Genomic DNA, 13,576 nt, shown 5'->3' on the forward strand with positions numbered 1-13,576 from the left:
TCATACGAGCGCCTCGAGGAAGCGCGCGCACACGCGCGGCGGGTCGACGAACGGGCTCGGCCCCGGCCACCCCGGCTCGTCGATCGCCGCGACGACGACGCAGGGCCGGGCGAGCCGGGTGACGGCGTCCGCGACCTCGGCGGGGGTCCGTGCCTCGGCGCCGGTGACGCCGGGCAGTGCGCGCGCGACGCTCGCCGCGACGGCCGGCGCGACGACCGGCTGGCCTCCCGTGATCGAGTAGCTGCCGTCGTCGAGCACGAGCACGAGCAGATTCGGCGGGGCCAGGCCGGCCAGCGACCACAGCGAGCCGGCTCCCATGGCCAGCTCGCCGTCGCCGAGAACGGCCACGACTGCGCGCTCCGGGCGGCGATCGGCCACGCCGAGCGCGGCCGCGAGGGCGCAGCCCATCGCGCCGCCCATGTACAGGTGGGGCCCATCGCCTGACGCGAGCCGCAGTGCCGAGGTGGCGGTGCCCAGCGAGGAGACGAACAGCGCATCGGGCGCCGCTCCGACCGCGGCGGCGACCGCCTCAGATGGATTCACGCTGACCTCCCAGCGCCGGCTCGAGGATGACGGCGGCCGAGCAGCGCCCTTCGTAGGCGAGCGTCAGCGCGCCGGCGGTCGCCGGGCCGGCATCGGCCTCCGCCGCGACCGGGAACGCCTGGATGCCCAGCGCGGCGAGCAGCGCCGGCGTCGCGCGCCCCATGGGGACCTGCGACGGGTTCGCCTCGCCGAGCGTGCCGCGCATCGAGAGCACGACGGGGACGCCGAGGCCGTACGGGATCGCGAACGAGCCGAACGCATTCAGCGCGTTGCCGAGCCCGGAGTTCTGCATCAGCACGGCGGCGCGGCCGCCGGCCGCCTGGAATGCCGCGGCGTACGCGACGCACTCCTCCTCGCGCGTCAACGTGCGCACTCGCTGCCCGTCACGCTCCAGCGCGGCGACGATGCCGCGCAGGCGCGCGTCCGGCACGTAGGCGACCGCTTCCACGCCGCCGGCCTGCAGCGCGCCGGCGATCGCCTGCTGCCACGGTAGGATCGACACGCTCACCAGCGATCCGGACGCAGCTCGCGCGCGATCTGCGCGGGGGTGGAGCCGCTGTCGATGGCGGCCTCGATCTCGCGCTCGGCCGCTTCCGCCGCGCGTGCGTGCTCGAGGACGTCCGGCGCCCGCTCGCGCGGCACGACGCAGACCCCGGTCACGTCCGCCAGCACGAGGTCGCCGGGCTCCACCGTGAGCCCGGCGAGCGCGACCGGCCCGTTGAGCTCGACCGCGCGCAGGCGGTGCTTGCCGCTCACCGGCGTGATGCCGCGAGACCACACCGGGACGCCGACATCGAGCACCGAGTCGACGTCGCGGATCGCTCCGTCGACGACGCACCCCGCGATGCCCAGCCGGCGTGCCCAGCGTGCGGACAGCGAGCCCATCACCGAAGCGCCGGTGAATCCGTGGCAGTCGAATACCGCGACGTCTCCGCCCCGTCCGATGCCGTAGAGGTCGCGCTCGGCCAGACGGGCGCGCTCGCCGCGCGCCAGCAGCGCGGCGGGACTGCCGCCCTCGGCCGTGTAGCGGATCGTGATGGCGGGTCCGCAGATTCGGATCGCGGGCCGCAACGGCGCGAGCACCGATGCGCCGACCGCGCCGCCGATGCCCAGCGAGTCGAGCACGTCCGAGACCGTCGAGCACAGGTCCGAAAGCGCGAGAAGACCGGCCACGACGCCCTGGTCCGGCCGTTCGATGTCCACGCGCGCGATCCGCTCCTCCTCGATCAGGCCGAGGAGGCGCTCGCGAACCGGCGCCAGCTCCGCCTCGGTCGCCATCAGACGCTGACCCACTGGCTCGCCGGCTGCTGCTCGATGAAGGTCCGCGCGATGTCGATCCGGCGCGCGAACCAGACGTCGCCGAGCGACTGCGCGTAGTCGATGAAGCGGGCCAGCGCGTCGGCGCGCGCGGGATTGCCGGTGATGCGCGGGTGCAGGCCGATCGACATCATGCGCGGGACGTCATCGCCGTCGTCGCGAAGGCGGTCGAGGTGCGCCTTGGCGGTCTCGAAGAAGTGCTCCGGGCTGCCGAAGCCCTGCGGCACGACGTAGCGGGCGTCGTTGACGACGAGGCCGTAGGGCACGATCAGGTGCGGGCGCCCGAGCACGACGGTCCAGTACGGCAGGTCGTCGTTGTAGACGTCGGAGTCGTAGAGGAATCCGCCCTCCTCCACGACCAGCTCGCGCGTGTTGACGCTCATCTCGCGGCAGTACCAGCCGAGCGGCCGCGAGCCGGTCGTGCGCTCGATCGACTCGATCGCCCGGCGGATCGCCTCGCGCTCCTCGTCGCGCGTCATCTCGAAGTGATTGCTCCAGCGGAAGCCGTGTCCGGCCGCCTCGTCGCCGCGGCGCGCGAGCTTCTCCGCCACCGCGGGGTTGCGCTCCAGCGCGACCGCCGCCGCGAAGAACGTGACGGGGATGTCCGCCTTGTCGAAGACCCGCAGCAGTCGCCAGATCCCCGCGCGCGTGCCGTACTCGTACATCGTCTCGACCGCGAGGTCGCGCTGGCCCTCGAGCGCGAACGGGAGCTCGTAGAGGATGTCGTTCTCGCCGTCGCCCATCGCGAAGGTCTTCTCCGAGCCTTCCTCGTAGTTGATGACGATCTGCACGGCGACCTTCGCATCGCCGTCCCAGCGCACACGCGGCGGATGCTCGCCATAGCCGATGAGCTCGCGCGGCGGGCCGGCGACCGGGAAGTCACGCGACTGGAAGAACTTGGGGTCGAACGTCATCCCGGCTCCTTGCTCGTGTCAGTGGATATCGTGCGCACGGCGTGCCCGCCCTGCCCTTCCGCTCGCTGCTGTTCCTCGGCGCCGATGACCCGGAGCGGCTGGCCTCCGCGTTCGAGACCGAAGCCGACGCCGTGGTCGCCGACCTCGAGGACTTCACGCCGGCCGATCGCAAGGACGCGGCGCGCCGCACCCTTTCCGACGTCTTCCCGGGCGCGCGCGGCGCCGCGCGCCTGGTGCGCATCAACGTGCCCGGGAGCGAGTTCGCGGCGGCCGACCTGGACGCGATCGGCGGCCTCGAGCTCGACGCGATCGTCGTCCCGAAGGCGACGCCCGAGGGCATCGCGATGCTCGGCCCCGAAGGTCCGCCGCTGATCGCCATCATCGAGTCCGCGGCCGGCCTGCACAGCGCCTACGAGATCGCGCGCTCGGAGCGCGTCGGCGCGCTCGTGCTGGGCGCCAACGACCTCGGTGCCGACCTCCGGCTCCAGGCGCGGCCTGACGCGCTGGAGCTCCTCTACGCGCGTTCGCGGGTGGTCGCGGAGTCGGCCGCGGCCGGCATCCGCGCGCCGTTCGACCGCGTCTTCAATCGCTACGACGACCCGGACGGCCTCGAAGCCGACGCGCGCTTCGCCCGCTCGCTCGGCTTCGGCGGCAAGGGCTGCACACACGTCTCGCAGCCCGGCGTCGTCAACCGCGTCTTCGACGGGCACGCTTAGCGCGCCTCCCGCACGAGCGTCGCGAGCCGCCGGGCGCCCTCGTCGATCTCCTCGACCGACGGGTAGCTGAAGGCCAGCCGCGCCGTCCCGGCGCCGCGCTCGCCGGCGAAGAAGCCGGCGCCCGGCACGAACGCGACGCCGGCGGCGGCCGCGCGCGCGTTGAGCTCGGTGGCGTCGAGCGACGCGGGCAGCTCGAGCCAGAGGAAGTAGCCGCCGTCCGGGCGCGTCCACGTCGCGACGCCTTCGAGCTGGTCCTCGAGAACGCGCAGCAGCGCGTCGCGGCGCGCGCCGAGGAAGCCGCCGAGGTGGCGCAGGTGCGGGCCGAGATGCCCGCCCTCGAGGAACTCCAGCAGCTGGGCCTGCGCGAGCAGCGGCGGCGAGACGTACGTGTGCGTGGCCATCGCCTCGATCGGGGCTGCGAGCTGCGGCGGCAGCAGCGCGTAGCCGACCCGCAGCCCGGGCGCCACGGTCTTCGAGAACGAGGAGGTGAACAGCGCCAGCTCCTCCGCGCCGCGCTCGTACAGCAGCGCGTGCAGGTACGGCTCGTGCTCGCCTTCGATGCGGACGTCGCGGTAGGGGTCGTCCTCGTAGATCAGCAGCTCGTGCTCGATCGCGAAGTCGACCAGCGCGACGCGCTGCTCGCGGGTCAGCGTCCGGCCGGTGGGGTTGTGGAACGTCGGCAGGACGTAGAGCAGGCGCGGTCGCTCGCCCTCGCGCAGCAGCGCTTGGAGCCGGTCCAGGTCCAGCCCCGCGTCGGTGCGGTCGACGGTCACGACGCCGGCGCCCGCTTCGGCGAGCGCGCGCAGCATGCGGTCGTAGGTCGGCGCCTCGACGATCGCGCGGCCGCCGCCGGCGAAGCGCTCGCGCACGATGAAGTTCAGCGCGATCAGCGATCCAGGGGTCAGCGCCACGCGGTCGGCCGTGGTGCCGTGGCGCTCTGCGATCCACTCCCGCAGCGGCTCGAAGCCGAGCGGCGGGCCGTAGTTGAGCGCGACCCTGCCGTGCCGCTCGACGGCGCGGCGAGCGCAGTCGGCGAGCAGCTGGGCAGGGAACATGTCGGGCGACGGGATGCCGCGCGCGAGCGAGATCACGCCGGCCGCGGGCAGGACGCTCATGCCGCGGTCAATCCAGCCCCGCCAGCGAGCGCGCGCCGTCGGCGACGATCAGCTGGCCGGTGACGTAGGCGGACTCCTCGCTGGCGAGGAACCGGTAGAGATACGCGATGTCCTCGGGCTGGCCGACGCGCCGCAGCGGCACCTTCGGCGCGACGGCCGCGACGCCGTCGGGCCCGAGCGAGTTGACCGGGTCGAGCGCCTGCGGCGTCTCGATCACGCCCGGCGCGACCGCGTTGGCCGTGATGCCGTCCGGCCCGTAGTCGACCGCGAGGTTCTGCACGAGCCCGACGATCGCCGCCTTGGACGCCGCGTACTGCGGATGCAGCGGCCATGCGGAGACCGTTCCCGCGACCGACGAGGTGGCGATCAGGCGCCCGTAGCCGGCCTTGCGCATGTGCGGCAGCACGGCGCGGAAGACGCGCCAGACACCGGTGAGGTCGACGTCGAGCGTCGCGTACCAGGCGTCGTCGTCGAGCTGCTCGAGCGGGACCGTGCGGGCGATGCCCGCATTGGCGACGGCGATGTCGACCGAGCCGAGCTCGGACACGCAGCGCTCGACCAGCGCCTCGACCTGGCCGCTGTCGCGCACGTCGACCTCGCAGACAAGCGCTCTGCGCCCGGCCGCCTCGACCGCGGCGCGCACCGGCTCGACGTCGTGCGGATCGCCGGGATACCAGGCGATCCCGATGTCGGCGCCGCCCTCCGCGAAGATCCTCGCGGTGGCCGCGCCGATGCCGGACGCCGCCCCGGTGATCACCGCGACCCTGCCTTCTAGATCGAACACGCAGCCTCCTTAGAGCATCACGTCGCCGCCGTTCGGGCAGAGCGTCTGCCCGACGTAGTACGACGACTCGTCCGAGGCCAGGAACACCGCCGTGGGCGCCACCTCGTGGACCTCGCCGAAGCGGCCGATCGGCAGCTCCGACAGCTTCTGCGCGGCCCACTCGTCGGTCTCCTCGGCCATCATGTCGGTGAGGATCGGGCCGGGGGCGATGGCATTGACGTGGATGCCCTTGGTCGAGACCTCGCGCGCCAGCGCCTTGGTGAACCCGATCACGCCGGCCTTGCTCGCGCTGTAGTGGACCATCTCGGTCCCGCCGATCTGCCCGAGCTGGGACGCGACGTTGATGATCTTGCCGCGGCCGCGGTCGAGCATCCGCGGAAGCACCATGCGCGTGCACAGGAAGACGCCGCGGAGGTTGACCCCGATCACGCGGTCCCACTCCTCGACCGCGAGGTCCTGCAGGAAGAACTGGCCGAACGTGCCGGCGTTGTTGACCAGCACGTCGATCTCGCCGAACTCCTCGTAGGCGCGGTCGACCATCGCACGGACCGACGCCTCGTCGGACACGTCGGTGTGCACGAACACCGCTCTGCGGCCGGCGTCAGCGACCGCGTCGAGAACCGGCCGGGCGGCGTCCTCGCCGAGCCGGTCGGCGATCACGACGTCCGCTCCCTCGCCCGCGAACGCGGTCGCGATGGCGCCGCCGATCCCGCGGGCGCCTCCGGTCACGATCGCGACCCTGTCGAGCAACTTCTCCATCTCGTCTCCTTAGGGCCGGCGACCGGACTCGGACTGCGACCATTCGGCGAGGATCTCCTCCGAGGCGGCGAGATCGAAGCGGTGGCGCATGAGCAGCAGCGACGCGTCGTGCTGCGCGCGGTCGTCGCTCGCGACGCAGTCCTCCGCGATCACGACGTAGTAGTCGGCGAACAGGCCGTCGCGCGCGGTGGACTCCACGCACCCCTCGGTCGTGCAGCCCGACACGACGATCGACTTGATGCCGTTGCTGCGCAGCAGCATGTCGAGGTTGGTGCCCCAGAACGCGCTGGAGCGGTACTTCTTGACGATCCAGTCACCATCCTGCGGCGCGAGTTCGGGGATCACCTCTTGGCCGACGGAGCCGTCGGGCGTGTAGCTCAGCGGCTCCACGACGCCGTCGGCCCCGAGATGCAGCCGCAGGTTGAAGCGGATCTGCGCCGGCGACTCGCTCCGGCGCCCTGGCAACACCGTCATCTGGATGTAGATGACGGGGGCCCCGGCGGCCCGCGCGCCCTCGATCAGGCGGGCGAGCCGGGGGATCATCAGCGGGTACATCGAGATGTCGACGCCGAGCTTGTCGAACGCGCCGCCGGGAATGCAGAAGTCGCGCTGCATGTCGACGACGACCAGCGCCGTGTGGCGCGGGTCGACAAGCTCCGTGAGCGTCGTGAAGACCTCCTTGCCCTCGATCTCGATCACGGGCGACCCTCAGCCTGCATGCACGGGCGCGGATGCGAGCTTGCCCTCGGCGAGGTCGTCCTCGTCCTCGGCCAGGGCCCTGCCGATGGCGGTGAGCTTCTCCGGCGCGCGCGCCCGCAGATACATGTAGGCGGCCAATCCGAGCACGATCCAGAGCAGCACGAGATACGGGACGAGGTTGTACGGGTGCGCCTGGCCGGGCTTTGAGACGTAGTACAAGGGGTACGCCAGCGCGAGGATCCCCGCAACGGGCGTGACGACATGGCGCCAGACGTTGCGCTCCGGGTCCCTCGCGAAGAACCGGATCAGTGCGAGGTTGGCCATGATGTAGACGAGGATGACGGCGACGGTGCCGAGCGAGCCCGTCCAGCCGTAGACGTCGGTGATTCCCGAGCCAAGCCACGCCGACAGGAGGATGCCGGCGACGATCGACACGCCGGTGACCGTGTAGATCGCCGCGTACGGGGAGTGCCACGAGTGATGCACGCGCCCCAGCGCCCTCGGCAGCGCGCCGTCGCGGCCCATCGAGTACAGGACGCGCACCGACGCGTTCTGCACGGCGAGCAGGCACGAGAACAAGCCGAGGATCGCCGCGATCTCGATGATCTGCGTCATCCACGACGCGTACCGGTCGGCGAGCGTCGGGAACGGCGTCGCGTCGCCGAGGAACGCCTTCAGCTGCGCCGGGTCGTTGAGCTTGTAGCCCGCCGTGAGCGCGTACATCATGAAGATGTAGAAGACGCCGATGATCGCCATCGCGCCGAACACCGCGCGCGGGATGTTGTGGCGGGCGTTGCGCGTCTCCTCGCCGAGCACGGCGGCCGCCTCGAAGCCGACGAACGACAAGATCCCGAACACCGCGCCGAGCGCGATGCCCTTGACGCCGTCGGGCGACGCGGACGGCGTGAAGTAGTGCAGCGTGTTGCCATCGCCCGCTTTCGCGATCGCAATGACGCCGAGGACCAGGAAGACGAGCATCTCGAAGCCGAGCAGCATCAGGTCGACGCGCACGGAGGCCTTGATCGAGCGGATCGACAGCAGGAACACCAGCCCCATGAGGACCAGGCTGAGGATCCACCAGGGGATGTCCGCGCTCCACTCCGACTGCAGGTAGTCGTGGAGGAACGCCCCGTTGGCCGTGAACAGGCCGATCGCGAACATGCTGAAGGCGGCGAAGTAGAGCCAGCCGGTGAAGAACCCGGCGCCGCCGCCGAGGCCGTGACTGACGAACGTGTAGAACGAGCCGCTCGACGGCAGCCGGCGCGCGAACTCGATCACCGAGTTCGCCACCAACGCTGTGGCGATGAACGCGGCGAGGAACGAGAGCGGGAGGCCGGCACCTGCATTCGGCGCCGCGGCGGGCGCGTTGAGGATCACCGCGATCACTGGTGCCATGACTGCAGCCGAGAGCGCAATGCAGTTGGGCAGCGAGAGCTGCCCCTTCTGCAGGCGCGCTCCGCCGGTTTCGATCACGGGCGTGTCAGCTGCCATCTGTGAACCCTCCTCGACGTGCGTCGCGTACATCCGGGCCGGTCTCCTCAAACCGGCGGATTCGCGGCAGCATACCCATGTCTGACTTAAGGCACCAGACCGGTTCGGTTCAAGTTCCGTAAGTCTCCGTAGAGATCGGGCCTGCGGTCGTCCATCAGCGGATACGTGCGCTCGTCGGAACCGCTTCTGAGCCGGTCGACCCACTCGAGATCGAGATCGGCGAAGCCCAGCGCCTCTCCTGCCCCGAGCCTGACGACAACCTCGCCGAGCGGATCGATCACGCAGCTTGCGCCGAGGAACCGCAGATCGCCGACCGCGCCCGACTGGTTCACGCAGACGACGTACGCGACGTTCTCGACCGCGCGCGCGGCGACGACCCGCTGCATCACGAACCCACGCGCCACCTCCCAGGCCATCGGGGCGACCAGCGCCCGCGCGCCACGCAGCGCGAGCACGCGTCCGGCCTCGGGGAACGCGACGTCGTAGCAGCACGCGAGGCCGATTCCGCCCGGAGCGACGATCAGCTCCGACCCGGGCGAGAAGATCGCGCGCTCCTTGACGTCCAGGTGGGTCTTCGCGTAGGCCACCGCGTCAGCGCCGGGCGGCTGCATGACGACGCCGTTGACGAGCGCGCCGTCCTGTCGGATCGGCGCGCCGTAGATGATCGCGACCCCGAGCCGGTCGGCGTCCTCGGCGAGCGTGCGCCGCGCAGACTCGACGGCCGCGAGCAGCACGTCGGTGTAGGCGTCGCGATCGAGCAGGTACCCGCTCAAGCAGAGCTCCGGGAAACAGGCGAGCGCCGCGCCGCCCGCCACGGCGCGCTCGAGCAGGGCCTGGGTGCGCGCGAGGTTGCCCGCGACATCCCCGGGCCGGGCGCCGAACTGCCCGAGCGCGACGCGCATCAGGACCGCAGCGGCACGGCCACGGGACGGATGGGCGAGCCCGTCGCGCCGCGGATCTTCAGCGGGAACGCGAGCAGCGCGAACTCGTGGACCTTCTCGGCCGCGATCTCCTCCAGGTCGAGCACCTCGATGATCTGCGCGCCCGCGGTGGCGAACATGTAGCAGTGGACCGGGACGAACGCCTCGGGATCCTCGTGCGGCGCGACGTCGAGGCTGACCGCGTCGGTGCCGATGCACATCGCCCCGACGTCCTCGCACAGGTAGCGGGCGCCGCCGAGCCCCAGGCCCGGGTTGTCGGGGATGTAGCCGTCGAAGTCGGGCCATCGCTGCATGCGTCCCGTGCGCAGGACGACGACGTCCTTCGGGCGCAGCTCGGTGCCCTGCTCGCGCGCCGCCGCCTTGAGGTCCTCAGGCGTGATCACGTGGCCGTCGGGCAGGCAGTCGACCCCGTGCAGCCCGGCGATGTCCAGCAGCACTCCGCGGGCGATCAGGGGCGGGTACTTGTCGGCGCCGCCCTTGTTCCAGACACGGCTCCCGAGGTCCTTCTCCGCGGTCCAGCCGTTCCAGAACATCCCGAAGTACCCGAGGTGGTTGAGCGTGTCCAGGTGGGTACCGGTGTGGATGTACATGTGGATCGAGTCGCCGCAATAGCTGTACTTCTCATGGACGTCCGGCCCGGCGCCGGACAGGTTGTCGTTGACCGATCCCTGCGGCGTGTGCGTCATCCAGATCTCGAACTTGGGATCGTGCGCGGCCGCCCAGCTGGGCATGCCGAAGAAGTACTCGATGCCGAGGTCGAAGACCCCGGAGCCGTCGAGCCTGCTGAGGATCTCGCGCTGGGATTCCGGCGTGATCCAGTTCATGCGCCCGATCTCGTCGTCCGGGCCCCAGGGGCTCTTCGACACCTTGACGCCATCGCGCTCGAGCAGCGCTTCGTACTGCAGCTGCAGGTCCTCTGGTTCGGCGCTCATTGTCTCCTCTTGGATCCCGCGACCGGACGTGCCGGCCGGCACGATGAGGAGGCCGACGATACGCCACGCCTCGGCCCGCGCGCAAGCGCGCGCCGTTGTCTGACCTAAGCCGTCAGCGCGCCGGACGCCTGGCCTGCCGCCACGCCTTCTCGTACATCGGGCGCAGGAACGCGAGGTGGTCGAGCATCAGGCCGCCGGCCGCGTCCTCGTCGCCCGCGTCGACGGCGTCCGCGAGCGCGAGGTGGTCCTCGTTGATGCGCTTGTGGAACTTGTTGCCCAGCGTCGAGCGCTGGAGGTTCGTCTGCAGCACCGAGAAGATCGGTTGCGCCGCGATCGCGATCAGCGCGTTGCCGGTCGCGAGCACGAGCGCCGAATGAAAGCCGCGGTTGAGGACGAACTGGTCCTCCGTCGCCATCCGCAGCGGGCTCTCCGGGATCGCCGCGCGAAGGTCGTGGACGTGCGTCGGGTCGCGGCGGCGGGCGGCGAGCCGCGCGGCCGGGACCTCGAGCATCTCCCGAAGCTCCAGGAACTCGTCGAGGCTGACGTTCTCCGTGGCGCTGAGCAGCGAGATGTTGGCGCTCAGGTAGTCGGAGATGCGGTCGACGGTGGGAAGCGTGATGTAGCTGCCGCCGCCGGTGCCCTTCGTGGTGCGCAGGAGATTCTGGGTCGAGAGCACGCGCAGCGCCTCGCGAACGGTCGCCCGGCTCACCCCGAACTCCCGGGCCAGCGTCGCCTCGTTGGGCAGCCTCTGCGCTGGAAGGATCTCTCCCGTTACGATCAGCTCGCGCAACTGGTCGGCGACCTGCTCGTACGCCTTCCGGATGCGCCGCACCGGCATCGAAGTCGTCTCGGACGCGCTCACGCGCGGTAGCCTAGTAGGTGCGTGGCATACCGAGGACGTGTTGTCCGACATACGCCTGCACGAGGTGATTGGAGATCGGCGCGACCTGGTAGAGCCGTGTCTCGCGGAACTTGCGCTCGATGTCGTACTCATGCGCGAAGCCGAAGCCCCCGTGCGTGTCGAGGCACGCGTTGGCCGCCTGCCAAGAGGCCTCGGCAGCGAGGTACTTCGCCATGTTGGCCTCGGGGCCGCACGGCCGGCCCTGCTCGTATAGCCGGCACGCCTTCCAGCGCATCAGGCTCGCCGCCTCGATCGCCATGTGCGCCTTCGCGATCGGGAACTGCACCCCCTGGTTGGCGCCGATCGGCCTCCCGAAGACGTGCCGCTCGCTCGCGTAGGCACACGCGCGATCCGTGAAGAAGCGCCCGTCGCCGACGCACTCGCCGGCGATCAGGATGCGCTCGGCGTTCATGCCGTCGAGGATGTAGCGGAACCCTCTCCCCTCCTCGCCGACGAGCGCGTCGGCGGGGAGCTCGAGATCGTCGAAGAAGACCTCGGTGGTGGCGTGGTTCATCAGGGTCCGGATCGGCTTGATCGTCAGGCTCTCGCCGCGTTCGCGCATGTCGACGATGAAGACCGACAGCCCGTCGGCCGGCTTGGCGACCTCCGAGAGCGCCTTGGTGCGCGCCAGCAGGATCATCAGGTCGCTGTGCTGGGCTCGCGACGTCCACACCTTCTGGCCGTTGACGACGTAGCCGTCGCCGGTCCGCTTCGCGCGCGTCTGGATCCGCGTCGTATCCGAGCCGACGGTCGGCTCGGTCACCGCGAACGCCTGCAGCCGGAGCTCGCCGGCGGCGATCGGGGGCAGCCAGCGCCGCTTCTGCTCGGGGCTGCCGTGGCGCAGCAGCGTGCCCATGACGTACATCTGCGCGTGGCAGGCGCCCGGGTTCCCGCCACTGGCGCTGATCTCCTCGAGGATCACGCTCGCCGCGCTCAGCGGCAGGCCCGAGCCGCCGAACTGCTCGGGGATCAGCGCCGAGAGCCAGCCGTGCTCGGTCAGGCTGCGCACGAACTCCTCGGGATAGCGGTCGGGCTCCAGATCTCGCCAGTACGAGCCGGCGAAGCGGTCGCACAACTGGCGGATCGCGGTCCGTATGTCCTGGAGCTCCTCGGAGAGCTCGAAATCCATCAGCCCCTCCATTCAGTCGGCCGCCGAAGGCTACTCAATGGCCTGAAGTCAGACATTGGCAGGCTCGGGTATCTTCGGCTCCATGCCCGACGGCCATGATGCCCGCGCGCTGGCGGACGTCCGCGTGATCGCGGTGGAGCAGTTCGGCGCCGGCCCGTGGGCGACGCTGCAGCTCGCCGACCTCGGCGCCGAGGTGATCAAGGTCGAGGATCCGGCGACCGGCGGTGACGTCGCCCGCTACGTCCCGCCGTACTCCGACGGCGAGGACTCGCTGTACTTCGAGAGCTTCAACCGCGGCAAGCGCAGCGTCTCACTCGACCTCCGGACGGACGCCGGGCGCGCGGTCTTCGAGCGGCTGGTGCGAGAGTCCGACGCCGTGTTCTGCAACCTGCGCGGCGACCAGCCCGAGCGTCTCGGCCTCACCTATGACGCGCTGAAGCACGTCAACCCTCGGATCGTCTGCTGCGCCCTGACCGGCTTCGGGCGGACCGGTCCGCGCGCGGCCGAGCCGGCCTATGACTATGTGCTGCAGGCGATGGCCGGCTGGATGAGCCTCACCGGCGAGCCCGACGGGCCACCGCTGAAGTCAGGGCTGTCGCTCGTGGACTTCGCCGGCGGCTACGTGGCCGCGCTGGCGCTGCTGGCCGGCGTCTGGCGCGCGCGCCGCGACGGCGCCGGCTGCGACTGCGACACGTCGCTGTTCGAGACGGCGCTCTCGCTGCTGGCGTACGTCGGGACGTGGGCGGCGAGCCGGGGTCACGTCGCCGCGCGGCTGCCCGAGTCGGCGCATCCGTCGATCGTCCCGTTCCAGGCGTTCGAGACCGCGGACGGCTGGATCACGGTCGCGTGCGCGAAGCCGAAGTTCTGGCTCGCGCTGTGTCGCGCCCTCGACCGGCCGGACCTCGCGGGCGATCCGCGTCTGACGTCCTTCGACGGCCGCTTCGAGCACCGCGGCGAGCTGCTCGCGCAGCTGCGACCGCTGTTCCGGGAGCACCCGAGCGCCGATCTCCTCGCGCGCCTGGCGGCCGCCGGCGTGCCGTGCGGGCCCGTCAACGACGTGCGGTCCGCGCTGGAGGACCCGCAGGCGCAGGCGCGCGACGCGGTCATCGCCTACGACCATCCGCGCCTCGGCACCGTGCGCCAGGTGGCGACACCGCTACGGCTCGACGGGCCGCCTCCGGAGTATCGCCGCGCGCCGTCGCGCGGCGAGGACATGCAACCGCTGCTGACCGGACTGTGCGGGTACACCGCGGCGGAGGTCGAGCAACTGCGCGCATCCGGAGCGTTCGGACGTTGAGCGCCGCACTCGAGTACTTCTCCGAACCGGATGGCGAC

Annotated in this window: 15 protein-coding genes; 2 read left to right on the forward strand and 13 right to left on the reverse strand. The window is 71.2% G+C overall.

Going from position 1 to position 13,576, the window contains the following annotated elements:
- Genes H958_RS39455 through H958_RS0121830 form a run of 4 tightly spaced genes read right to left on the reverse strand, consistent with a single transcriptional unit; the run spans window position 1 to window position 2,774 of the window.
- Window positions 1–543, reverse strand: a complete 543-nt coding sequence (locus H958_RS39455) for a thiamine pyrophosphate-dependent enzyme (RefSeq protein WP_051324655.1) — start codon at window positions 541–543, stop codon at window positions 1–3.
- Complete coding sequence (locus H958_RS0121820; protein WP_231379338.1) at window positions 530–1,051, reverse strand: thiamine pyrophosphate-binding protein; 522 nt, start codon at window positions 1,049–1,051, stop codon at window positions 530–532. Before H958_RS0121820 ends, H958_RS39455 begins: the two co-directional genes overlap by 14 nt.
- Window positions 1,048–1,821 carry an RraA family protein gene (locus H958_RS0121825; protein WP_037411110.1) on the reverse strand — a complete coding sequence of 258 codons (774 nt, stop codon included), beginning with the start codon at window positions 1,819–1,821 and terminating at the stop codon, window positions 1,048–1,050. Before H958_RS0121825 ends, H958_RS0121820 begins: the two co-directional genes overlap by 4 nt.
- Complete coding sequence (locus tag H958_RS0121830) at window positions 1,821–2,774, reverse strand: polysaccharide deacetylase family protein (protein WP_051324657.1); 954 nt, start codon at window positions 2,772–2,774, stop codon at window positions 1,821–1,823. The genes H958_RS0121825 and H958_RS0121830 overlap by 1 nt, the downstream gene beginning before the upstream one ends.
- Before the next feature lie 41 nt (window positions 2,775–2,815).
- On the opposite strand from H958_RS0121830, the gene H958_RS39460 reads away from it, so the two are divergent.
- Window positions 2,816–3,490, forward strand: coding sequence for an HpcH/HpaI aldolase/citrate lyase family protein (locus H958_RS39460; RefSeq protein WP_051324658.1), 675 nt, complete (start codon window positions 2,816–2,818; stop codon window positions 3,488–3,490).
- Here the strand turns inward: H958_RS39460 and H958_RS0121840 are convergent.
- The 9 genes from H958_RS0121840 to H958_RS0121880 form a co-directional block, all read right to left on the reverse strand.
- Window positions 3,487–4,605 (reverse strand): aminotransferase-like domain-containing protein, encoded by a 1,119-nt coding sequence (locus H958_RS0121840; RefSeq protein WP_051324659.1) that lies wholly within the window; start codon window positions 4,603–4,605, stop codon window positions 3,487–3,489. The genes H958_RS39460 and H958_RS0121840 overlap by 4 nt on opposite strands.
- A gap of 7 nt (window positions 4,606–4,612) precedes the next feature.
- On the reverse strand, window positions 4,613–5,389 hold the full coding sequence (locus H958_RS0121845) for an SDR family NAD(P)-dependent oxidoreductase (RefSeq protein ID WP_028060207.1): 777 nt from the start codon (window positions 5,387–5,389) through the stop codon (window positions 4,613–4,615).
- Between the two features lie 9 nt (window positions 5,390–5,398).
- Window positions 5,399–6,148, reverse strand: coding sequence for an SDR family NAD(P)-dependent oxidoreductase (locus tag H958_RS0121850; RefSeq protein WP_028060208.1), 750 nt, complete (start codon window positions 6,146–6,148; stop codon window positions 5,399–5,401).
- A gap of 9 nt (window positions 6,149–6,157) precedes the next feature.
- Window positions 6,158–6,847, reverse strand: coding sequence for a cysteine hydrolase family protein (locus tag H958_RS39465; protein WP_051324660.1), 690 nt, complete (start codon window positions 6,845–6,847; stop codon window positions 6,158–6,160).
- 9 nt (window positions 6,848–6,856) lie between these two features.
- On the reverse strand, window positions 6,857–8,338 hold the full coding sequence (locus H958_RS0121860; protein WP_196807486.1) for an APC family permease: 1,482 nt from the start codon (window positions 8,336–8,338) through the stop codon (window positions 6,857–6,859).
- Between the two features lie 86 nt (window positions 8,339–8,424).
- A complete protein-coding gene (locus H958_RS39470) occupies window positions 8,425–9,240 on the reverse strand; it encodes a carbon-nitrogen hydrolase family protein (RefSeq protein WP_051324661.1) in 816 nt (271 codons plus the stop codon).
- Window positions 9,240–10,211, reverse strand: coding sequence for a cyclase family protein (locus tag H958_RS39475; RefSeq protein ID WP_037411112.1), 972 nt, complete (start codon window positions 10,209–10,211; stop codon window positions 9,240–9,242). The genes H958_RS39470 and H958_RS39475 overlap by 1 nt, the downstream gene beginning before the upstream one ends.
- A 112-nt stretch (window positions 10,212–10,323) precedes the next feature.
- Window positions 10,324–11,073 (reverse strand): FadR/GntR family transcriptional regulator, encoded by a 750-nt coding sequence (locus H958_RS0121875; protein ID WP_028060210.1) that lies wholly within the window; start codon window positions 11,071–11,073, stop codon window positions 10,324–10,326.
- Window positions 11,074–11,083: 10 nt separating this feature from the next.
- Window positions 11,084–12,241 (reverse strand): acyl-CoA dehydrogenase family protein, encoded by a 1,158-nt coding sequence (locus tag H958_RS0121880; protein WP_156028138.1) that lies wholly within the window; start codon window positions 12,239–12,241, stop codon window positions 11,084–11,086.
- Window positions 12,242–12,323: 82 nt separating this feature from the next.
- Here H958_RS0121880 and H958_RS0121885 point away from each other — a divergent pair, with 82 nt between their 5' ends.
- Window positions 12,324–13,538, forward strand: coding sequence for a CaiB/BaiF CoA transferase family protein (locus tag H958_RS0121885; protein WP_028060212.1), 1,215 nt, complete (start codon window positions 12,324–12,326; stop codon window positions 13,536–13,538).
- The last annotated feature ends 38 nt before the right edge of the window (window positions 13,539–13,576 follow it).

Origin of the sequence: Candidatus Solirubrobacter pratensis, assembly GCF_000425945.1 — a bacterium.
Lineage (GTDB): Bacteria > Actinomycetota > Thermoleophilia > Solirubrobacterales > Solirubrobacteraceae > Solirubrobacter > Solirubrobacter pratensis.